Here is a 22075-nt window from a genome sequence, read left to right on the forward strand (position 1 = left end):
TAGTCGTTAGTCGTTAGTCGTTAGTCGTTAGTCGCCGGTGTACACCACGCGGTACGGCCGGCCGATCTTTTCCCATTCCATCGCTTCCTGAACGAGGCTGTAATCCGTGAGCGGATTATTGGCGACCCATTCGTTCGGCAGATGCACTTCGAAACCCGCGCCCGCCCTTTTGACCTCGATGCCCGGCAGTCCAACGTCCGCGCGCCGGCGCGACAGCAGCGCCGCGAGACGCAGACAGAAAAGCAGCGTCCATTCGATGTCGCGCGCCTGAGCGAGCTTGCCGAGCTTGCCCGCATGCCCGAGCACGAGCGCGGCGAGACGCGCCTGATCGGTGCGCGAGAAGCCCGGCATGTCGGCGTTGCTCGCGATATACGCCGAATGCTTGTGATAGGCGCTATGCGCGATCGACAGGCCGATCTCGTGCAGCGACGCCGCCCACGCGAGGAACATGCGATTCTCTTCGCGCAGATCTTCGTCGGGTTCGCCGAGCTGATCGTAGAAGCTGATTGCCAGTTCGCCGATGCGCTCCGCCTGCGCGGCATCGACGCCATAACGGCGCTTGAAGCCTTCGACCGTCACCGTGCGCATGTCCTGATGCTGCGAGCGCCCAAGCAGGTCGTAGAGCACGCCCAGCCGCAGCGCGGCATCGGTCGTATCGGCGTATTCGATGCCGAGTTCCTCGAATACGCCGAGCATGATCGACAGCCCGCCCGCCAGCACCGGCACGCGATCGGGCTTCAGCGCGATGAGCTTCAGCCGGTTCACGTTCTCTGCCTTGATGAGCGCGCGCTTCAACTTTTCCAGCCCGCCGCGCGAAATGCCGTGCGTGATGCCTTCGTCGTTGAAACCGTTCGCCTCGATAAGTTCCGCAAGCGCGCGCGCCGTGCCCGACGAGCCGATCGCCTGATCCCAGCCGGTTCCCTTGTATTCGCTCGAGATGATCTGAATTTCGCGCTTGGCGGCGAGTTCGGCCTGACGCATCGTGTATTCGTCGACATTGCCGGCCGGGAAAAACTGGCGGCTATGGCTCACGCAGCCGATATAGAGGCTTTCCATGTGGATCGGCGTGTAATGCGATCCGATGATGAACTCCGTCGAGCCGCCGCCGATATCGACCACGAGCCGCTTGCCCGCGCTCGCCGGCACCGAATGCGCGGCGCCCGCGTAGATGAGGCGCGCTTCCTCGCGCCCGGCGATGACTTCGATCGGAAACCCGAGCGCGGCCTCTGCCTCGGAGAGAAAGTCGTGCGCGTTTTTCGCGACGCGCAGCGTGTTGGTGGCGACGGCGCGCACCTGATCGGGATGGAAATCGCGGAGCCGCTCGCCGAAGCGCTTCAGCGCGTCCCAGCCGCGCACCTGCGACGCGCGGTCGAGCATCTTGTCCTTGGAGAGGCCGCCGCCGAGACGCACGGGCTCGCGCAGCGCATCGACCTGGTAGATCTGGCTGCCGGCGGGCGTTTCCTCGACCCGTCCGACGATCAACCGGAAACTGTTCGATCCGAGGTCGACGGCGGCAAGTAGATGGGGATGTGTGACCATCGGATATCCAGAAATCGTGAAGTGGTGAAAGGCACTGTCACAGCGGCGCTGTTGCAGCGCACGAATTCTATTCTATGCCGCGTTCGGGCCAAGGCCTTGCTATCCCGTTGAAAACCGCGCTTTCGCGCTCGCAACGCTATCCGCATTGTGAGTAGAATTTGTGACATTCGTTCTGTCATAAAAAATACATCATACTGTGAGAGCATCCGAGAGTTCCCTTGCCCATCTGATCGAGACACCTTCCCTCCCTCCGATGTCCATACGCTATCCGTTATTCAACCGCGAACTGGGCATATTAGGTTTCAACGAGCGCGTCCTCGCGCAAGCCGCCGATACGACGGTGCCCTTATTGGAACGCCTGCGTTTCATCTGCATCACCAGCAGCAATCTCGACGAGTTTTTCGAAGTGCGTATGGCGGGCCTGCAAGAGCAGATGCGCGACAACCCCGGCTCGCTCTCGCCGGACGGCATGTCGCTGCAACACGTCTACGATCTCGTTTCGGAACGCGCGCAGCGCCTCGTGCGCCAGCAATACTCGATGCTGCACGACATCGTGCTGCCCGCGCTCGAGATGGAAGGCATCTACTTTCATGGCGTCGAAAGCTGGACGGAGCAGCAGACCGCGTGGGCACGCGAATACTTTCACAGCGAGCTATTGCCGGTCCTCACGCCGATCGGCCTCGATCCCGCGCATCCGTTTCCGCGCGTGCTGAACAAGAGCCTGAATTTCGTCGTCGAGCTGGAAGGCACCGACGCCTTCGGCCGTCAGGCGATGATGGGCATCGTTCAAGCGCCGCGCGCACTGCCGCGCCTCGTGCGCATGCCCGAAGCGCTGTCGGGTTATCCGCATGGCTTCGTGTTGCTGAGCTCGTTCATGCAGCACTTCGTGAACGATCTGTTTCCGCATCTCGTCGTGCGCAGTTGCAATCAGTTTCGCATCACGCGCAATAGCGAATTGTTCGTCGATGAAGACGAGATCACCAATTTGCGCGTCGCGCTTCAGGGCGAATTGCCCGCGCGGCATCTGGGCAATGCGGTGCGTCTGGAAGTGTCGGCGGAGACGCCGCCGCATCTCGTGCGCCGTCTGCTCGATGAAGGTCAGTTGAGCGAGCGCGATCTGTATCGCGTGAACGGGCCGGTGAATCTCGTGCGTCTCATGCAGTTGCCCGAGATGGTCGATCGGCCCGATCTCAAGTTCGTGCCGCATATTCCGTCGGTGCCGAAGGCCATCGCGAACACGTCGAACCTGTTCGATGCGATCGACCAGGGCGACATCCTGCTGCATCATCCGTACGAGAGCTTTCAGCCGGTGCTGGAGCTGCTTTTGCAGGCGGCGAAAGATCCGCAGGTCGTTGCGATCAAGCAGACGATCTATCGCACCGGCACCGATTCCCCGTTGATGGATGCCCTCATGCAGGCCGCGCGCAACGGCAAGGAAGTGACGGTCGTCGTGGAACTGCTTGCGCGTTTCGACGAAGAGACGAACATCAACTGGGCGTCGCAGCTCGAAGCGGTGGGCGCGCATGTAGTGTATGGCGTCGTCGGCCACAAGTGCCATGCGAAGATGATGCTGATCGTGCGGCGCGTGTCGCAAGGCGGCAAGCTCGTGTTGAAGCGTTATGCGCATCTGGGCACGGGCAACTATCATCCGCGCACGGCGCGTCTTTATACCGACTTCGGGTTGATGACATCCGATCAGGAAATGTGCGAGGACGTGCATCATGTCTTTCAGCAACTGACGGGTATCGGCGGGGAGATTCCGCTGCATCAGTTGTGGCAATCGCCTTTTACGCTGCATGCGAAGCTGATCGATGCGATTCGCGCCGAGGCAGAACATGCGCGTGCGGGGCGCCGTGCGCGCATCGTCGCGAAGATGAATGCTTTGCTGGAACCTACCGTTATTGCCGCGCTTTACGAGGCTTCGCATGCGGGCGTGAAGATCGATCTGATCGTGCGGGGAGTGTGTTCGTTGAAGCCTGGCGTCGAGGATCTTTCGGAGAACATCACCGTGCGCTCGATCGTCGGGCGGTTTCTCGAACATCATCGCATCTTCTATTTCTATGCTAACGGCAAGGAAGATGTGTTTCTTTCGAGCGCTGACTGGATGGACCGGAATTTCTTCCGGCGGGTGGAGGTGGCGTTTCCGATTCGCGATCGGCGGTTGAAGCGGCGGGTTATCGCTGAAGGTTTGTCAGCGTCATTGGGGGATAACCAGTCGGCCTGGGTCATGCAGAGTGATGGGCATTATCGGAAACGCCGGCCCGGGAAGGCTATTCGTAACGCTCAACTTGGTTTGCTGGCTAAGTTTTGTTCCTGATTCTTGCTCCGCTGGGTTTTGTTTTTGCCGGATCCCGTGTTGTATGTGGTCTATCAGCGTTGCCCCTGTGCGGGGCGGCAGTCACTTTCTTTGCTGCTGCAAAGAAAGTAACCAAAGAAAGCAGCTTTTCAAGCCCGCGGTCATACGCACGTTGGGTAGTTCTCTCGTCCCAAGTGGCACTCGCCTAAGTGTCGCTCTCATAGGCCCAACCGGGCTTGGCTCGCGCACGGTCTGACTAGCCAGTCCTTTCCGCACGCGGGTTCAGCACAAGAGAGCTTCGGCACAGCGCTACGCGCTGCCGTCGGGTATGCAAGGGACACCGATGGTATGCGTGCGAATGCGCCAGCGCTCGCGATTAACCCATCGATCACGTAGCGTGAACGAGCTAGTTCGATATGCGAATTAAACCGCGATGAAACCTATCCAGATGCGCCTTCGGTTACGGACCCGATGAACCCATCGGCCGCGTAGCGGGTCGGAACTGCCTGGTGCTGAACCACTTACTCACGCGGCGCGATGTGTCAGACCGTGCGCGAGCCAAGCCGGGTGATTGTGATGAGGGCACTCTTTAGGCGAGTGCCACCGTGGACGAGAGAACTACCCAACGTGCGTGTGACCGCGGGCCTAAAAAGCTGCTTTCTTTGGTTACTTTCTTTGCAGCAGCAAAGAAAGTGACTGCCGCCCCGCACAGGGGCAGTGCTAATAAACCGATAGCAAAACGGGATCCGGCGAAAAAAAATCAAGCCGCCAATGACTTCCGCAAAGCCGTCCTCGACGCGGGAAACCTCACGATAAACATACTCCCCTTCCCGACTTCGCTTTTGACATCGAGCTCGGCGTTATGCCGCTGCAACACATGCTTGACGATGGCAAGTCCGAGCCCCGTCCCGCCCGTATCCCGCGACCGGCTCCGATCCACGCGATAAAACCGCTCCGTCAACCGCGGAATATGCTCCGCAGGAATCCCCAACCCGCTATCCCGCACAGTGAAAACCGCCCGATCCTTCATGCGTTGCCACGTCACCTCGATCGTCCCGCCATCCGGCGTGTAACGCACCGCGTTCGTCACGAGATTGCCGAGCGCGCTCATCACTTCCGTCTCCACGCCCGCGACCGTTAGCGCATCGTCGCTATGGAACGTAATGCGATGCCGCCCGTTCGAAAGATTGTTCGCATCGTCTTCGAGATGACGCATCACCGCGCGCATGTCGAGCAGTTCATCGCCAGGCGGGCGCATGTCGCCTTCGAGATTCGCAAGCACCAGCAGATCGCGCACGATGTTCTGCATGCGCGACGCCTGCTGTTCCATCATGTCGAGATATCGCATTCGATCGGCTTCATCGAGCGGCAACTCGCGCATCGTTTCCAGAAAGCCCGATAACACCGTCAGCGGCGTCTTCAACTCGTGCGAAACATTGGCGACGAAATCGCGGCGCATCGAATCCGTGCGCTCGAGTTCGGTGATGTCCTGCGTGAGCAGCAGCTTGCGATTGTCGCCATACGGAAAGACCTGCACCGACACCGTGTACTTGCGATTCACGCCCATGCCGCGCATCACGAGCATCTCTTCGTAGTGGTGCGCATTGAGATAACGAACGAAGTCCGGATGACGCACGAGATGCGTGATGTGCTGGCGCAGATCGCGCTTCGAATCGAGGCCGAAATGCTTCTCGGCGATGGCATTGCACCACTCGATCTGATCGTGATCGTCGAGCATCGCGACGCCGTTGGGCGATGCCTGGATCGCCTGAATGAAGCGCGCATGTTGCTGCTCCACTTGACGCACTTGCGCATGCCAGCGCTTCGCGAGCTTGTGCAGTCGATAGTAGATTTCGCCCCAGATGCCGAGCGCGCTCGGCACCTCGCCGTAGACCGGCGCTTCGAGCAGCCGCCACAGGCGCTGCATGTGATAGGTGACGAAGAAGCCTTGCACGACGAGCATGACCACCGCAAAGGCGAGCGCCACGCGCACGCCTGCAAATGCGCCGATTGCGGCGCAGAGCGCGGCGAGCAGCGCGAGGGACACGATCGCACGCGTCCAGATGATGTTCATGTTGTCGGTGAGTCTGAGTGACGTTGATGCGGCAAGGTGAAACGGCGTCGCTAAACGAAATCACGCACTCTTCGCAAGCCGGTAACCGCTGCCGCGCACCGTTTCGATCATAGCATCGCAGCCCGCCGGCTTGAGCGCGGCGCGCAGACGCTTGATGTGCACGTCGACCGTGCGCTCCTCGACGAACACGTGATCGCCCCACACCTGATCCAGCAACTGCGTGCGGCTGTGCACGCGCTCCGGATGCGTCATGAAGAAATGCAGCAGCCGGAATTCGGTCGGGCCGAGATCGAGCTTGATGTCGTTGCCCGAATGACTCGCCGCCACGCGATGCGTCGCCGGATCGAGACGCAGCCCGTTGATCGCGACCACGTCTTCGGTCAACTGCGGCGCGCGGCGGCGCAGCACCGCCTTGATGCGCGCCATCAGTTCCTTCGGCGAGAACGGCTTCGTGACGTAATCGTCCGCGCCGATCTCGAGGCCGAGCACCTTGTCCTGCTCGTCGCCGCGCGCCGTCAGCATGATGATCGGAATGTGCTTCGTGCGCTCGTTGTTGCGCAAGTCGCGCGCGAACGAGATGCCGGACTTGCCCGGCAACATCCAGTCGAGCAGCACGAGATCGGGCAGCACGTCGCTGATCAGGTTTTGCGCCTGCTCCGCGTTATATGCGCGAATCGGGCAATGTCCCGCATGCTGAAGATTCACCGAAATCAGTTCGGAGATCGCGGGTTCGTCTTCGACGACGAGGATACTGCTGGGCATCGGCACCTCTTGACCTTTTGCTTGAAATGAAACGATTGCGCGGGTTTAACTCAACGCCTCGCGCTCGAGCTGATCGCGCGAAATATGCCGCACGTCGGTGCCCTTCACGATATAGATGATGAATTCGGCGATGTTCTTCGCGTGATCGCCGATGCGCTCCACCGCCTTCGCGATGAACAGATAGTCGAGGCCCGCCGAAATCGTGCGCGGGTCTTCCATCATGTACGTCACGAGCTTGCGCACGAAGGCGCGGAATTCATCGTCGATGGCCTTGTCGTCGCGCACGATCTGCGCGGCTGCAACCGTGTCGAGACGCGCGAACGCATCGAGCGCGCGGCGCAGGATCGACACCGCCATCTCGCCCGAGAGCTTGATCTCCGCGATGTTCACCGTGCGGCCCGCGCCGTCTTCGTTGATGCGCTTGACACGCTTGGCGATCTTCTCGGCTTCGTCGCCGGCACGCTCGAGATTCGTGATCGTCTTCGAGATCGCCATGAGCAGACGCAAGTCGCGCGCGGCCGGCTGACGGCGCGCGATGATGTTGCTGCACTCCTCGTCGATCACGACTTCCATCGTGTTCAGACGCGCTTCGGCGGCGATCACCTGATCCGCGATGCCGATGTCGAATTCGTTCAGCGCCTGCATCGCCGCGATGATCTGCGACTCGACGAGACCGCCCATTTCCAGCACTTTCGACGACACCGCGTTGAGGTCGGCGTCGAACTGGCTCGAGAGATGTTTATCGGACATATGTGCTCCTTAAGCCTTGTGTTTTCACCTGGCTGACCATCAGCCGAAGCGGCCCGTGATGTAGTCTTCCGTTTCCTTGCGGGCCGGCTTGATGAAGATCTTTTCGGTGTCGCCGAACTCGATCAATTCACCGAGATACATATAGGCAGTGTAGTCCGAACAACGCGCCGCCTGCTGCATGTTGTGCGTGACGATGACAACCGTGTAATCGCTTTTGAGCTCGGCGATCAACTCTTCGATACGGCCCGTCGAAATCGGATCGAGCGCCGAGCACGGCTCGTCGAGCAACAGCACTTCCGGACGGATCGCGATGCCGCGCGCGATGCACAGACGCTGCTGCTGACCGCCCGACAGACCGTAGCCGCTCTGCTGCAGCTTGTCCTTCACTTCGGTCCAGAGCGCGGCTTTCGTCAGCGCCCACTCGACGCGGTCGTCCATCTCCGAGCGCGACAGTTGCTCGAACATCTTCACGCCGAACGCGATGTTGTCGTAGATCGACATCGGAAACGGCGTCGGCTTCTGGAACACCATGCCCACGCGCGCGCGCAAGAGCGAGATGTCCTTCGTCGTGTCGAGCAGGTTCGTGCCGTCCATCAGGATCTCGCCTTCGGCACGCTGCTCGGGATAGAGCGCATACATCTTGTTGAACGTGCGCAGCAGCGTGGACTTGCCGCAACCCGACGGACCGATGAACGCCGTCACCTTCTTCTCGGGAATGCGCAGGTTGATGTTCTTCAGCGCGTGATACTTGTTGTAGAAGAAGTTGAGGTTGTTCACCTCGATCTTCGGCTTGATGGAATCGGCAGGCTGCGAGCCGTGCGTCGGGCGCACGCTGCCCGGCACCGGGCCGCGCCCGATCTGCTTTTCATGGTGGTTGACACCGCTTTCGACCATGTTCATGGAATCACTCCACCCTTATTTCTTCGAGAAGATCGCGCGCGCCAGGATATTCAGACCCAGCACGCCGAGCGTAATCAGGAACACACCGGCCCACGCGAGCGATTGCCACTGCGGGAACGGACTCATCGCGAACTTGTAGATCGTGACCGGCAGATTCGCCACCGGCTGATTCATGTCCCACGAGAAGAATTGATTCGACAGCGCCGTGAAAAGCAGCGGCGCGGTTTCGCCGGCGATACGCGCGACGGCGAGCAGCACGCCCGTCACGATGCCGCCGACCGATGCCTTCAGCGTGATCGACATCACCATCTTCCACTTCGGCGTGCCGAGTGCGAACGCGGCTTCGCGCAATGCGTTGGGCACGAGCTTCAGCATGTTTTCCGTCGTGCGGATGACGATCGGAATCTGCAGCAGCGCCAGCGCGATCACGCCGGCCCAGCCCGAGAAGCGGCCCATCTTCGCGACGACGATCGCATAGACGAAAAGACCGACGACGATCGAAGGCGCCGACAGCAGAATGTCGTTGATGAAGCGCGTGACGCTCGCGAGCCAGCGCTTCTGGCCGTATTCCGCGAGATACACGCCCGCGAGAATGCCGAGCGGCGTGCCGACGAACGTCGCGAGCACGACGAGCATCAGCGAACCGACGATCGCGTTGGCGAGCCCACCGCCATCGGTGTTCGGCGGCGGCGTCGATTGCGTGAAGAGCTCGACCGACAAACCGCCGATGCCGAGCTTCAGCGTCGTGAAGAGAATCCACACGAGCCAGATGAGACCGAAGGCCATCGCGGCGAGCGAGAGCGTCAGCGCGACCGCGTTGGTGCCGCGGCGGCGGCGCTGCAGCTTCTGACGCGTCGCTTCGACGCGGCCCGGATCCTGATTGAACGTAGCGGGACGGCTCATTATTTACGGCCCTCCCCGCGTTCCATGCGCAGCAGCATCAGCTTCGAGAGCGCGAGGACGAAGAACGTGATGACGAAGAGAATCAGGCCGAGCTCCATCAATGCCGACGTATGCAGACCCGGGCTCGCTTCCGCGAATTCGTTCGCGAGCGCCGAGGTGATGCTGTTGCCCGGCGAAAAGAGCGACACGTTGTCGAGCAGATTCGTATTGCCGATGACGAACGTGACCGCCATCGTCTCGCCGAGCGCGCGGCCAAGGCCGAGCATGACGCCGCCGATCACGCCGGCGCGCGTGTACGGCAGCACGATCTTCCACATCACTTCCCACGTCGTGCAGCCGATGCCGTATGCCGATTCCTTCAGCAGCACGGGCGTCACTTCGAACACGTCGCGCATCACGGACGCGATGTACGGAATGATCATGATCGCGAGAATGACGCCCGCGCACAGGATGCCGATGCCGATGGGCGGTCCCTGAAAGAAGATGCCGATGCCGGGCACGCCGCCTAGCAGCTTGCCGAGCGGCTTTTCGAAGTACTGCGCGAAGATTGGCGCAAACACGAGCAGGCCCCACATGCCGTAGACGATCGACGGAATCGCCGCGAGGAGTTCGATCGCGACGCCGAGCGGGCGGCGCAGCCACGCGGGCGAGAGTTCAGTCAGAAAAAGCGCGATGCCGAAGCTCACCGGCACGGCGATGATGAGCGCGATGACCGACGTCGCGATGGTGCCGTAGATCGGCACGAGCGCGCCGAAGCTTTCGCTGGGCGGATCCCATTCCGCGCGCCAGAGAAACGACAGGCCGAATTTCTGGATCGTCGGCATCGACGCGATGAGCAGCGAAACGATGATGCCGCCGAGCAGAAGCAGCGTGATGACGGCCGCAAGCCGTGTCACGCCGCCGAAAATGATGTCGCCGATACGGCTCGGCGCGCGCTGCGTATGCGCGGCCGGCGGTGCCGACGCTAGGTTGATGTCCGACATGGGAGCCTTGGTTTCGCTACGTGTCAGACCGCGCGGCGAACTCTGGCTCACCGCGCGGCTTCCTTGCTGCATTGCTGTCCCGCGAATCAAAAGCTTAGGACAGTTTCAAACGACTGCCTGCTTCCCTTACTCGGCGACCGGCTTACCCGATGCGTCCTTGACCTTCGCCTTCCATTGCGTCTTGATTTCGGCGACGACCGAATCCGGCAGCGAGATGTAGTCGAGTTCGTTCGCAGCCTGGTTGCCGTTCTTGAACGCCCAGTCGAAGAACTTGAGCGTTTCCGTACCCTGTTGCGGCTTCTCTTGCGTCGCGTGCAGCAGCACGAAGGTCGCGCCGACGATCGGCCATGCGTTCTGGCCCGGCTCGTTCGTCAGGATCTGATAGAACGACTTCGACCAGTCAGCGCCCGCGGCCGCTGCCTTGAACGTGTCGGTCTTCGGCTCGACGACCGTGCCAGCCGAGTTTTTCATGCCGACGTAAGTCATCTTGTTCTGCTTCGCGTACGCCCACTCGACGTAGCCGATCGCGCCCGGCAGACGCTGCACGAATGCCGCGACGCCGTCGTTGCCCTTGCCGCCCGTGCCCGTCGGCCAGTTGACGGTCGAACCTTCGCCAACCTTCGACTTCCACTCGGGGTTCACCTTCGACAGATAGTTCGTCCAGATGAAGCTCGTGCCCGAGCCGTCGGCGCGGCGCACGACCGCGATGTCCGTATCCGGCAGCTTGACCTTCGGGTTCAGCGCGGCGATCGCCGGGTCGTTCCACTTTTTGATCTTGCCGAGGTAGATATCGCCGAGCACCTGGCCCGACAGCGTCACTTCGCCGGCCTTCACGCCCGGCACGTTGATCACCGGCACCACGCCGCCGACGACCGTCGGGAACTGGAAAAGGCCGTCTTTCGCGAGTTCGTCATCTTTCAGCGGTGCGTCCGAGCCCGCGAAATCCACCGTCTTCGCGATGATCTGCTTGATGCCGCCCGACGAGCCGATGCCTTGGTAGTTCACCTTGCCGCCGCCGGTTTTCTGGTATGCGTCCGCCCACTTGGTGTAGATCGGCGCTGCGAAGGTGGAACCCGCGCCGGTGATGTCGGCTGCTTGTGCGGAGATGGCGAACACTGCACCCATCAGGCCGGCCAGCGCGGTTTGCATCAATTTCATTCTTGATCTCCAGGATATTGAGCGTGTGTCGTGTGTGAGCGTGTGAGACGACACCGCGAAATATAGGAGGAGTCTGTGACAGTAATATGACTTATCGTGAACGCAGCGTGTCATTGCGCTTACGTGCTGAAAGTTTGAGCGCGCCCGGTTTGTCAAGCGTTCCGTGCAAATAAAAAAGCGGGCCGATGCCCGCTCTTTAGCAAAATGCAAGAAATCGCGATAAACGCTTATGAAGTCGCCTCTTTTACGACCTGCGCAATCGTTTCCGCGTAGCGAACCGCGTCCTGATGTGCGGACGCTTCCACCATCACGCGCAGGACCGGTTCGGTTCCCGACGCGCGAATCAAGACCCGGCCGTGCGATTCGAGGGAACGCTCGGCTTGCTCGACGGCGCGGCGAATTGCGTCGCTGCCCTTCCAGTCCGCGCCCGCGCTCATGCGGACGTTGATCAGCTTCTGCGGGAAAAGGCTCACGCCGCGCAGCAGATCGGCAAGCGATTTGCCGCTGCGCTGGATCGCCGCGAGCACGAGAAGCGCCGAAACGATGCCGTCGCCCGTCGAATGTCGATCCAACGACAGAATGTGCCCGGAGCCTTCCGCGCCGAGCTGCCAGCCGTTCTCTCGCAGCTTTTCGAGCACGTAACGGTCGCCGACGGCCGCGCGCACGAACTTCACGCCCGCTTCCTTCAGCGCCACTTCGACGGCCATGTTCGTCATCAGCGTGCCGACCGCCCCTTCCACCTTGCCATCGGTCGCGATGCGGTCCTTGACGAGCACGTACAGCAGTTCGTCGCCGTTGTAGAGGCGGCCGGTCGAATCGACGACCTGCAGGCGATCGGCATCGCCGTCGAGCGCGATGCCGATGTCGGCCTTGTGCTCCAGCACGGCGCGCACGAGCGCGTCCGGTGCGGTCGCGCCGACGCCATCGTTGATGTTGAAGCCATTCGGCGACACGCCGATCGATACGACTTCCGCGCCCAGTTCGTGGAAAACGTGCGGCGCGACGTCGTACGCGGCGCCGTGCGCGCAATCGACGACGAGCTTGAGACCGCGCAAGTCGAAGCTCGCCGGGAATGTGCTCTTGCAGAACTCGATGTAGCGGCCGCCCGCGTCGTCGAGACGGCGCGCCTTGCCGAGACGCTCGGACGGCGCGCACTCCATCGGCAGCTCCAACTGACGCTCGATTTCGAGTTCGACATCGTCGGGCAGCTTGTTGCCGTCGGCGGAGAAGAACTTGATGCCGTTGTCATCGTACGGATTGTGCGACGCGCTGATCACGACACCCGCCGACAACCGCAGCGCGCGCGTCAGATACGCGACGCCCGGCGTCGGCATCGGGCCGGCCAGCATCACGTCGACGCCCGCCGCCGAGAAGCCGGACTCCAGCGCCGCTTCGAGCATGTAGCCCGAAACGCGCGTGTCCTTGCCGATCAGCACGGTCGGGCGATTGCCCTTTTTCTGCTGCGCGCGATCGGCGCCCGCGAGCACCTTGCCGGCTGCGTAGCCGAGCTTGAGTACGAAGTCCGGCGTGATCGGCGCGACGCCTACGCGGCCGCGGATGCCGTCTGTTCCAAAATATTGACGTGACATTGTTGCTTGACCCTCCTCGCGACCGTACGGCGCCCTTTTCGGTCGGCGATTTTTAGTTGATGAGTTCTATCGGCGTGCGCCCGCGCCTAAATTCCGATGAATGAGGCCCAGTGTCAATAATGCCCATTCCGGGCCGCATCTTTTGTGGCCTGCCAGACTTTCAGCGCATCGACGGTCTCCGCGACATCGTGCACGCGGATGATCGCCGCGCCGCGCTCGGCCGCGCACACCGCGGCGGCGATGCTCGCGGCCAGCCGTTCGCCCGCGCCGCGCCCGGTGACGGCGCCGAGCATCGACTTGCGCGACATGCCAGCGAGCAACGGAAAATTCGTGCCTTCCGGCGACGTCGCCTTCAGATGCGCGAGCAACGAATAATTATGCTCGACCGTCTTGCCGAAGCCGTAGCCTGGATCGAGACTGATGCGCTCGGCCGCGATGCCTGCGCGCGTAAGCGTCGCGACGCGCTCCGCGAAAAAAGCGCGAACGTCGGCGACCACATTCTCGTACACGGGATCGTGGAGTTGCATCGTGCGCGGCTCGCCGAGCATGTGCATCACGCAGAGTCCACAATTGCCGCCTTTGACGGCGTCGAGCGCGCCTTCCCGGCGCAAGCCCCAGATGTCGTTGATCATGTCCGCGCCCGCCTCGAGCGCGGCGCGCATCACGTCCGGCTTGTAGGTATCGACGGAAAGCGGCACGTGCATGCCGCGCAGCGCATCGACGATCGGCACGACGCGTTCCAGTTCTTCGTCGAGCGGAACCGGCGGCGCGCCAGGACGCGTCGATTCGCCGCCGATGTCGATGATGTCGGCGCCGTCGGCAAGCATCTGCTCGGCGCGGGCCAGCGCGGCGTCGCGCGCGATGAAGCGGCCGCCATCGGAGAACGAGTCCGGCGTCACGTTGAGGATGCCCATGACGAGCGGGCGTTCGAAGGACAGCGTGAAACGTCCGCACTGGAGCGGCGCTGCCGGGAGAAAGGATGAGGTGGGAGTGGTCAAGCGAGTCGAACGAAAGAAGATTCAGAGCCGGGTGCGCCGCCGCGCCCAGCGTCTCATTAATACGGGGCCCAAAAGTGAAAATGGGCCGGCGTGCTGTGCACACCGGCCCATGATTCAGCTCAAGACACTCAGGCGGTTGCCGGCGCGTTGCCCGGCTTGACCTCGGTGCCGCTGCTGCCACCCGAAGGCGTATCGCCGGACGGCGGCGGCAGGTTCTTCGGCGGACGCGGCGGACGATCCGACATGATGTCGCCAATCTGGTCCGCGTCGATGGTTTCCCATTCGAGCAGCGCCTTGGTCATGGCTTCGACCTTGTCGCGGTTGTCTTCCAGCAGCTTGCGCGCGAGGGCGTATTGCTCGTCGAGGATACGGCGGATTTCCGCATCGACCTTCTGCTGCGTCGCTTCCGACACCGACTTCGCGCCCATCTTGCCGAACATGCCGTTGTCTTCGGTATCGACGTAGACCATCGTGCCGAGCACGTCCGACATGCCGTAACGGGTGACCATGTCTCGCGCCATCTTGGTTGCGCGCTCGAAGTCGTTCGAAGCACCGGTCGACATCGAGTTCAGGAACACTTCTTCCGCTGCACGGCCGCCAAACAGGATCGCGATTTCTTCCAGCATCTTGTCCCGATACAGGTTCACGCGATCATGCTCCGGCAATTGCCACGTGACGCCCAATGCCCAGCCGCGCGGCATGATGGTGACCTTGTGCACCGGATCGGCATGCGGCAGCAGCTTCGCGACTACTGCGTGACCCGACTCGTGGTACGCCGTGTTGCGACGCTCTTCTTCCCGCATCACCGCCGACTTGCGCTCCGGACCCATGAAAATCTTGTCCTTTGCGTCTTCGAAGTCCTGCATTTCGACGATGCGCTTGCCGCGACGCGCCGCGAACAGTGCCGCTTCGTTCACGAGGTTCGCGAGATCGGCGCCCGAGAATCCCGGCGTGCCGCGCGCGATGACCGATGCGTCCACGTCGTTCGCGATCGGCACTTTGCGCAAGTGCACCTTCATGATGTGCTCGCGACCGCGAATATCCGGCAGACCGACATACACCTGGCGGTCGAAACGGCCCGGACGGAGCAGCGCCTTGTCGAGCACGTCCGAACGGTTCGTCGCCGCGATCACGATGACGCCCGAGTTCGCTTCGAAGCCGTCCATCTCGACGAGCATCTGATTGAGCGTCTGCTCGCGCTCGTCGTTGCCGCCGCCCATGCCGGCGCCACGATGACGACCGACCGCGTCGATTTCGTCAATAAACACGATGCACGGCGCATGCTTCTTCGCCTGCTCGAACATGTCGCGCACGCGGGCCGCACCAACACCTACGAACATTTCCACGAAGTCCGAACCCGAGATGCTGAAAAACGGCACTTTCGCTTCACCGGCGATGGCGCGCGCCAGCAGCGTCTTACCGGTGCCCGGAGGGCCGACCAGCAACACGCCGCGCGGAATGCGGCCACCGAGCTTCTGGAATTTTTGCGGATCGCGCAGGAAGTCCACCAGTTCCGACACTTCTTCCTTGGCTTCGTCGCAGCCCGCGACGTCGGTGAAATTGATTGCGTTGTTGTTCTCGTCGATCAGCCGCGCTCGCGACTTGCCGAACGAAAACGCCCCGCCTTTGCCGCCGCCCTGCATCTGCCGCATCATGTAGAACCAGAAGCCGATGATCAGAATCGTCGGCCCGAGGTAATACAGCGCCGACACGAGCGCATTCGGTTCATCGTCAGCCTTGCCGCTGACCTGAACGCCGTATTTCATCAAATCGCCGACCATCCAGATGTCGCCGGGCGACACGATCTGGTACTTCTGGCCGTCTGCCGGAGTGACCGTCAGATTGCGCCCTTGAACGGTGACATTCTTGACCTTGCCGTTCTTCGCGTCGTCCATGAACTGCGAATAGGACACACCTTCCTGGACGCGGGGCTTATCGAACTGCTTGAACACCGTAAACAGCACCAGTGCGATCACGAGCCACACTGCCGCTTTAGAGAACATATTGTTGTTCAAAGCACCACTCCTCACTCATAGACGGGCGCCTACATAAACCTTGCGACGCCACCAAAGCATTCTAATCCAGACCGCTAACCCCTGCCATAAGGTTTATCTACCGCACAAATAGCGGCAGAGAGGCCTTTTTCGGCATAATCCGCGAAAAACCCGCAGATTTTTGCCGAATCGCTCGAGCGCGCCGTTCAGGCCGGGCGCTTTAACTGTCGGCCGAGAATAAAAGTCTCCGACGATTTGTCGCGAGAAGCCTTGGGCTTGCGCGGCGCAACCACCTTGAACTGGTGTTTGAACTTCTCGACGATCTGGCTATACCCGCTGCCGTGGAAACATTTGACTAGCAGCGCACCCTCCGGTTTCAGGTGGTTTTGTGCAAACTCCAGCGCCAGATCGCAGAGATGCTCGATGCGCGCGGCATCCGCACTCGCTACGCCAGAGAGGTTGGGGGCCATGTCGGAAATAACAAGGTCCACCTGACGCTCGCCGACGATATCGTCGAGTTGCGCGAGCACTTCGTCCTCGCGGAAGTCGCCCTGAATGAACGTGACGTCCGCGATCGGTTCCATCGGCAGGATGTCGAGCGCGATGATCGTGCCGTCGATGCCGCCCTGACGTTCGGCGTCGCGCTTCGCGCCCTGCGCGAGCTTGTTGCGCGCGTACTGGCTCCAGCTGCCGGGCGTCGAACCGAGATCGACGATGACCTGCCCCGGCCTGATGAGCTTGTCCTGCTCGTCGATCTCCTTGAGCTTGTAAGCGGCGCGCGCACGATAGCCCTCGCGCTGCGCCATCTTCACGTAGGGATCGTTGATGTGGTCATGCAACCACGAATGATTAAAACGGTTCTTTGCCATTCAAACTGAGCTCATGTGGCGCGCCGACAGCGCGCCCGGTGCGGATTTTGCTGCATTGCGCGAGGCTTTTAGCGGATAATACGCGTCTTGTCGGCCGGACCGGTCCTCGGCGCTTCTTGGCGCTCCGAAACCCGGGCATCCGGCCTCTTCTGTTTCTGGCGGGCGCTGGCGCGATCGATGCGCCGCAGTCTTCGCCGCGCAGCCAAGCGCTTGCGCGTGTTCGAACCGCCTTGCCACGCGTGCTGACGCCGCCCACATTTTAGTCGAGTACCAAATTTCTCATGCCAGCTCTTAAACTCTCCCCCGCCGAACGCGCCGATCTGCGCTCCCAGGCCCATGCGCTCAAGCCCGTCGTGCTCGTCGGCGCGGAGGGTCTGACCGATGCCGTGCTGAAAGAAATCAACGTGCACCTCGAAGCGCACCAGCTCATCAAGGTCCGCGTGTTCGGTGACGAACGTGAAGCGCGCGTCGAAATCTACGATGAAATCTGCGATCGCCTGAACGCCGCCCCCATTCAGCATATCGGCAAGCTGCTCGTGATCTGGAGACCCGAAGGCGCCGCCCCGAAGAGCCGCGCCACGCGTACCCGCAGCACGATGCCGCCGAGCGCCGCCGAAGCCGCCGAGGAACGTCCGGCAAAAGGCCGCGCGCCGCGCGTCGTCAAGGCGGTGAAAATCACGCGCGACGCGCCCGCATTCAAGAAGCCGAAGAAGCAGACGCTGAAGGTGCTGGGCAATGAACGGGTTACCGCCGGTGGCAACGTGAAGCGCGCGAAGAAGCGTCAGTCCAGTGCGAAACGCCAGCATCAGACCGTGAAATAAACAAACGGCGCGTGCATTTCGCATGAAACGCACGCGCCGTCCATGACTTCCGCGCTGTCAGCTCCGCGCCCGCTTGGCCGCCACCTTGGCGGATTTACCTTTCGGCACGATCTTCGTCGGCGCCGCGCCCGGCAGACGCCACACCAGCGCAAGACCGAGCAGGCATTCGATCACGTAAATCGCGCTCGATATGCCGTGCAGGATTCCGAACTCTCTCGCATAAGGCGAACTCGCCAGATCGGTGCCCGCTTCCTGTGCGGCCACGCGCAGCGAGTTCATGAACGGCTGCAGCGCAAAGTAGCCGATCAGCACGCATACCAGCATCATCGCGACGATCGGCCGCACGCGCTTGTAATCGACGATGCCGCTTTTCACGAAGCGATTGGCGATCAGGATCAAGACGAGCGCGCTGATCACGCCGATGATCGCTTCGATCTGGAAGAGTTGTGCCGCGACCGAGCCCGCGGACGCGGGGTCGAGCATCGAAAAGAGCACGGGCGCGGCGACGAGGCCGAGGGTCAGCAGACTGCCGACCCAGACCATGCTGACGGTGCGAAAGAGCCGGTGCTCCATCAGACGTATCGAACCGAGATGATTTCGTATTCGCGCGCGCCGCTTGGCGCTTGCACCGATGCCACATCGCCTTCCGATTTCGCGATCAGCGCGCGCGCGATCGGCGAACTCACCGAGATGAGACCGTGATCGATGTCGGCTTCGTCATCGCCGACGATCTGGTAGGTCACCATGTCGCCCGACTCCAGGTCTTCCAGCTCGACGGTCGCGCCGAACACCACGCGCCCTTCGGCCTCGACCTGCGTCGGGTCGATCACTTGCGCGGCGGCCAGCTTCGACTCGATTTCCGCGATGCGGCCCTCGATGAATCCCTGCTTTTCCTTCGCGGCATCGTATTCCGCGTTCTCCGACAAGTCGCCCTGCGCGCGTGCCTCCGCGATCGCGTTGATGACCGCCGGACGCTCCACGGCCTTCAGGCGTTGCAATTCGTCGCGCAGCAACTCCGCGCCGCGCTTCGTCAAAGGAATCGTGCTCATAGACCACTCACAAACAAAAACGTCCAAAAAAATTACCGCGGTTAAGCGCATCTCCCATCAAGCAGGAGACGCCGCTTAACCGCGGCTCGTGATACTTAGACCGGTAATCGAAGCCTTAGTTTAGGCGAGCATGCAAGCCTTGTAAATCATAGACTTCCAAATCCCGCAGATAGCGCAGTCCTTCGACGGCCGCGCGCGCACCCGACATCGTCGTGTAGTACGTGACCTTGTTGGCCTGCGCGCTCATGCGGATCGAGCGCGAATCGGCGATCGCGGCGCGCGTTTCGTCGACGGTCGTGAAGACGAGCGCGATCTCGCCGTTCTTGATCATGTCGACGATATGCGGCCGGCCGTCCTTCACCTTGTTGACGACCTTCACCGGCACGCCCGCCGCCGAAATGGCCGCAGCCGTCCCCTTGGTCGCGACGATCGGATAGCCGAGTTCGTGCAGCATCTGCGCGACCTCGACGGCCTTCGGCTTGTCGGCGTCCATCACGGTCAGGAGAACCGTACCCGATTCCGGCAGACGCGAACCCGCCGCCAGTTGCGACTTGAAGAGCGCTTCGCCGAACGTGCGGCCCACGCCCATCACTTCGCCGGTCGAGCGCATTTCCGGCCCGAGCACCGGATCGACCGCCGGGAACTTGACGAACGGGAACACCGCTTCCTTCACGCTGAAATACGGCGGAATGACTTCCTTCGTGACGCCCTGCGCCTTCAGCTTCTGACCGACCATCGCGCGCGCGGCGATCTTAGCGAGCGGCAGACCGGTCGCCTTCGACACATACGGCACTGTGCGCGATGCGCGCGGATTCACTTCCAGCACGTAGATGATGTCCTTCTTCGAGCCATCGTCCTGCGGCACTTGCTGGATTGCGAACTGCACGTTCATCAGGCCGATGACGTTCAACGCCTTCGCCATCGCGGCGGTTTGCCGCTTCAGTTCGTCGACCGTTTCCTTCGACAATGAATACGGCGGCAGCGAGCACGCCGAATCGCCCGAATGCACGCCCGCCTGTTCGATGTGCTCCATCACGCCGCCGATGAACACGTCGTCGCCATCCGAGATGCAGTCGACGTCGCATTCGATCGCGTCGTTCAGGAAGCGGTCGAGGAGCACCGGCGAATCGTTCGACACCTTCACGGCCTCGCGCATGTAGCGCTCGAGATCGCGCGGCTCGTGGACGATTTCCATCGCGCGGCCACCGAGCACGTACGACGGACGCACGACCAGCGGATACCCAATCTCTTCGGCGAGCTTCAACGCTTCGTCTTCCGCGCGTGCCGTGCGGTTCGGCGGCTGGCGCAGATCGAGATCCTTGAGCAGTTTCTGGAAACGCTCGCGGTCTTCGGCGGCATCGATCATGTCCGGCGACGTGCCGATGATCGGCACGCCATTCGCTTCGAGGTCGAGCGCGAGCTTGAGCGGCGTCTGACCGCCGTACTGCACGATCACGCCGACCGGCTTTTCCAGATCGACGATTTCGAGCACGTCTTCGAGCGTCAGCGATTCGAAGTACAGACGGTCGGACGTGTCGTAGTCGGTCGATACGGTTTCCGGGTTGCAGTTGACCATGATGGTTTCATAGCCGTCCTCGCGCATCGCGAGCGCGGCATGCACGCAGCAATAGTCGAACTCGATGCCCTGCCCGATCCGGTTCGGCCCGCCGCCCAGCACCATGATCTTCTTCTTGTCCGTGGGATGCGCTTCGCACTCTTCTTCGTACGTCGAGTACATGTAGGCGGTCTTCGTCGCGAATTCGGCCGCGCAAGTATCGACGCGCTTGTACACCGGGCGCACCTTCAATGCGTGACGCTTCTTGCGCACGTCGTCCTGCTTCGAACCCGTCAGCTTCGCAAGACGGCGGTCCGAAAAACCGCTCTTTTTCAGATACAGCAGTTCGTCGCGCGTGAGGCTATCGAGCGTGCGGCCTTCGAGCGCCTTTTCCTTCAGGATGATCTGCTCGATTTGCGCAAGGAACCACGGATCGATCGACGTCTCTTCGAAGATCTCTTCCATCGTCAGGCCGAGACGGAACGCGTCGCCGAGGAACCAGATGCGGTCCGGGCCCGGCTCGCCGATCTCGCGGATGACTTCGTCGCGGCTCGTGGTTTTTTCATCGAGACCGTCGACGCCGACTTCCAGCCCGCGCAGCGCCTTCTGGAACGATTCCTGGAACGTGCGGCCCATCGCCATGACTTCGCCGACGGACTTCATCTGCGTGGTCAGGCGCGAATCGGCTTCGCGGAATTTCTCGAACGCGAAGCGCGGCACTTTCGTCACGACGTAATCGATCGTCGGTTCGAACGATGCGGGCGTCTGGCCGCCCGTGATCTCGTTCTTGAGTTCGTCGAGCGTGTAGCCGCATGCGAGCTTCGCGGCAACCTTGGCGATCGGGAAGCCGGTCGCCTTCGACGCCAAAGCGGATGAGCGCGACACACGCGGATTCATCTCGATGACGACCATGCGGCCGTCTTTCGGGTTGATCGCGAACTGCACGTTCGAGCCGCCCGTGTCCACGCCGATCTCGCGCAGCACGGCGAGCGACGCGTTACGCAGCACTTGATACTCTTTGTCGGTCAGCGTCTGCGCGGGCGCGACGGTGATCGAGTCGCCGGTATGCACGCCCATCGGGTCGAGGTTCTCGATCGAGCACACGATGATGCAATTGTCCGCGCGGTCGCGGACGACTTCCATCTCGTACTCTTTCCAGCCGAGCAGCGATTCTTCGATCAGCAGTTCGCGCGTCGGAGAAAGATCGAGACCGCGACGGCAGATCTCTTCGAACTCTTCCTTGTTGTACGCGATGCCGCCGCCCGAGCCGCCCAGCGTGAACGACGGACGGATCACGGTCGGATAACCGCCGCTGCCTGTCGCTTCGGCGATCTGCGCCTGCACGGCAAGCGCTTCTTCCATCGAATGCGCGATGCCCGACTTGGCCGAACCGAGGCCGATCTTCGTCATCGCGTCCTTGAATTTCTGGCGGTCTTCCGCCTTGTCGATCGCTTCCGGCGATGCGCCGATCAGCTCGACCTTGTACTTCTCCAGCACGCCGTGATGGAACAGATCGAGCGCGCAGTTGAGCGCGGTCTGTCCGCCCATGGTCGGCAGGATCGCGTCCGGTCGCTCCTTCGCGATGATGCGCTCGACCACTTCCCACGAGATCGGTTCGATGTACGTGACGTCGGCCGTGTTCGGGTCGGTCATGATCGTCGCCGGATTGCTGTTGACGAGGATGACCTTGTAGCCCTCTTCACGCAGCGCCTTGCATGCTTGCGCGCCCGAATAATCGAACTCGCACGCCTGGCCGATGATGATCGGGCCCGCGCCGATGATGAGGATGCTCTTGATGTCTGTGCGCTTCGGCATAACTGTGCTCTGTGGTGTTC

17 protein-coding genes are annotated in these 22075 nt (G+C 61.7%); 2 read left to right on the forward strand and 15 right to left on the reverse strand.

Going from position 1 to position 22075, the window contains the following annotated elements:
- Window positions 1-27 precede the first annotated feature (27 nt).
- Window positions 28-1539: an exopolyphosphatase gene (gene ppx, locus AWB77_RS20315; RefSeq protein WP_061136247.1), complete on the reverse strand. Its 1512-nt coding sequence runs from the start codon at window positions 1537-1539 to the stop codon at window positions 28-30.
- Window positions 1540-1792: 253 nt separating this feature from the next.
- Between ppx and ppk1 the strand changes: the two genes are divergently transcribed.
- Entirely contained in the window at window positions 1793-3856 is a 2064-nt protein-coding gene (gene ppk1, locus AWB77_RS20320; protein ID WP_061136248.1) for a polyphosphate kinase 1, read from the forward strand.
- 739 nt (window positions 3857-4595) lie between these two features.
- Here ppk1 and phoR read toward each other — a convergent pair.
- The 11 genes from phoR to AWB77_RS20375 form a co-directional block, all read right to left on the reverse strand.
- Entirely contained in the window at window positions 4596-5909 is a 1314-nt protein-coding gene (phoR, locus tag AWB77_RS20325) for a phosphate regulon sensor histidine kinase PhoR (RefSeq protein ID WP_061136249.1), read from the reverse strand.
- Window positions 5910-5969: 60 nt separating this feature from the next.
- The gene (gene phoB / locus AWB77_RS20330; RefSeq protein WP_035501625.1) at window positions 5970-6671 is read right to left on the reverse strand and encodes a phosphate regulon transcriptional regulator PhoB; all 702 of its coding nucleotides are present in this window, start codon (window positions 6669-6671) and stop codon (window positions 5970-5972) included.
- 45 nt (window positions 6672-6716) lie between these two features.
- On the reverse strand, window positions 6717-7421 hold the full coding sequence (phoU, locus tag AWB77_RS20335) for a phosphate signaling complex protein PhoU (RefSeq protein ID WP_061136250.1): 705 nt from the start codon (window positions 7419-7421) through the stop codon (window positions 6717-6719).
- A gap of 39 nt (window positions 7422-7460) precedes the next feature.
- The gene (gene pstB / locus AWB77_RS20340; protein ID WP_096031159.1) at window positions 7461-8321 is read right to left on the reverse strand and encodes a phosphate ABC transporter ATP-binding protein PstB; all 861 of its coding nucleotides are present in this window, start codon (window positions 8319-8321) and stop codon (window positions 7461-7463) included.
- A 15-nt stretch (window positions 8322-8336) separates the two neighbouring features.
- On the reverse strand, window positions 8337-9224 hold the full coding sequence (pstA, locus tag AWB77_RS20345; RefSeq protein ID WP_061136251.1) for a phosphate ABC transporter permease PstA: 888 nt from the start codon (window positions 9222-9224) through the stop codon (window positions 8337-8339).
- Window positions 9224-10207 carry a phosphate ABC transporter permease PstC gene (pstC, locus tag AWB77_RS20350; RefSeq protein WP_061136367.1) on the reverse strand — a complete coding sequence of 328 codons (984 nt, stop codon included), beginning with the start codon at window positions 10205-10207 and terminating at the stop codon, window positions 9224-9226. Before pstC ends, pstA begins: the two co-directional genes overlap by 1 nt.
- A gap of 126 nt (window positions 10208-10333) precedes the next feature.
- The gene (gene pstS / locus AWB77_RS20355; protein ID WP_061136252.1) at window positions 10334-11365 is read right to left on the reverse strand and encodes a phosphate ABC transporter substrate-binding protein PstS; all 1032 of its coding nucleotides are present in this window, start codon (window positions 11363-11365) and stop codon (window positions 10334-10336) included.
- Between the two features lie 227 nt (window positions 11366-11592).
- Window positions 11593-12954: a phosphoglucosamine mutase gene (gene glmM, locus AWB77_RS20360; protein WP_061136253.1), complete on the reverse strand. Its 1362-nt coding sequence runs from the start codon at window positions 12952-12954 to the stop codon at window positions 11593-11595.
- Window positions 12955-13067: 113 nt separating this feature from the next.
- On the reverse strand, window positions 13068-13868 hold the full coding sequence (folP, locus tag AWB77_RS20365) for a dihydropteroate synthase (protein WP_157694847.1): 801 nt from the start codon (window positions 13866-13868) through the stop codon (window positions 13068-13070).
- A 212-nt stretch (window positions 13869-14080) separates the two neighbouring features.
- Window positions 14081-15967: an ATP-dependent zinc metalloprotease FtsH gene (gene ftsH / locus AWB77_RS20370; protein ID WP_061136255.1), complete on the reverse strand. Its 1887-nt coding sequence runs from the start codon at window positions 15965-15967 to the stop codon at window positions 14081-14083.
- Between the two features lie 185 nt (window positions 15968-16152).
- Window positions 16153-16815: an RlmE family RNA methyltransferase gene (locus tag AWB77_RS20375; protein ID WP_061136256.1), complete on the reverse strand. Its 663-nt coding sequence runs from the start codon at window positions 16813-16815 to the stop codon at window positions 16153-16155.
- Window positions 16816-17096: 281 nt separating this feature from the next.
- Between AWB77_RS20375 and AWB77_RS20380 the strand changes: the two genes are divergently transcribed.
- On the forward strand, window positions 17097-17636 hold the full coding sequence (locus AWB77_RS20380; protein ID WP_061136257.1) for a YhbY family RNA-binding protein: 540 nt from the start codon (window positions 17097-17099) through the stop codon (window positions 17634-17636).
- A 57-nt stretch (window positions 17637-17693) separates the two neighbouring features.
- On the opposite strand, the gene AWB77_RS20385 is transcribed toward AWB77_RS20380, so the two are convergent.
- The 3 genes from AWB77_RS20385 to carB all read right to left on the reverse strand — a co-directional run bounded on the left by AWB77_RS20385 (window position 17694) and on the right by carB (window position 22055).
- Window positions 17694-18209, reverse strand: coding sequence for a DUF4149 domain-containing protein (locus AWB77_RS20385; protein WP_061136258.1), 516 nt, complete (start codon window positions 18207-18209; stop codon window positions 17694-17696).
- On the reverse strand, window positions 18209-18685 hold the full coding sequence (gene greA / locus AWB77_RS20390) for a transcription elongation factor GreA (protein WP_061136259.1): 477 nt from the start codon (window positions 18683-18685) through the stop codon (window positions 18209-18211). Before greA ends, AWB77_RS20385 begins: the two co-directional genes overlap by 1 nt.
- Before the next feature lie 115 nt (window positions 18686-18800).
- Complete coding sequence (carB, locus tag AWB77_RS20395; protein WP_061136260.1) at window positions 18801-22055, reverse strand: carbamoyl-phosphate synthase large subunit; 3255 nt, start codon at window positions 22053-22055, stop codon at window positions 18801-18803.
- Window positions 22056-22075: the final 20 nt, after the last annotated feature.

This window comes from Caballeronia fortuita (assembly GCF_001544835.2).
In the GTDB taxonomy this organism is placed as follows: domain Bacteria; phylum Pseudomonadota; class Gammaproteobacteria; order Burkholderiales; family Burkholderiaceae; genus Caballeronia; species Caballeronia fortuita.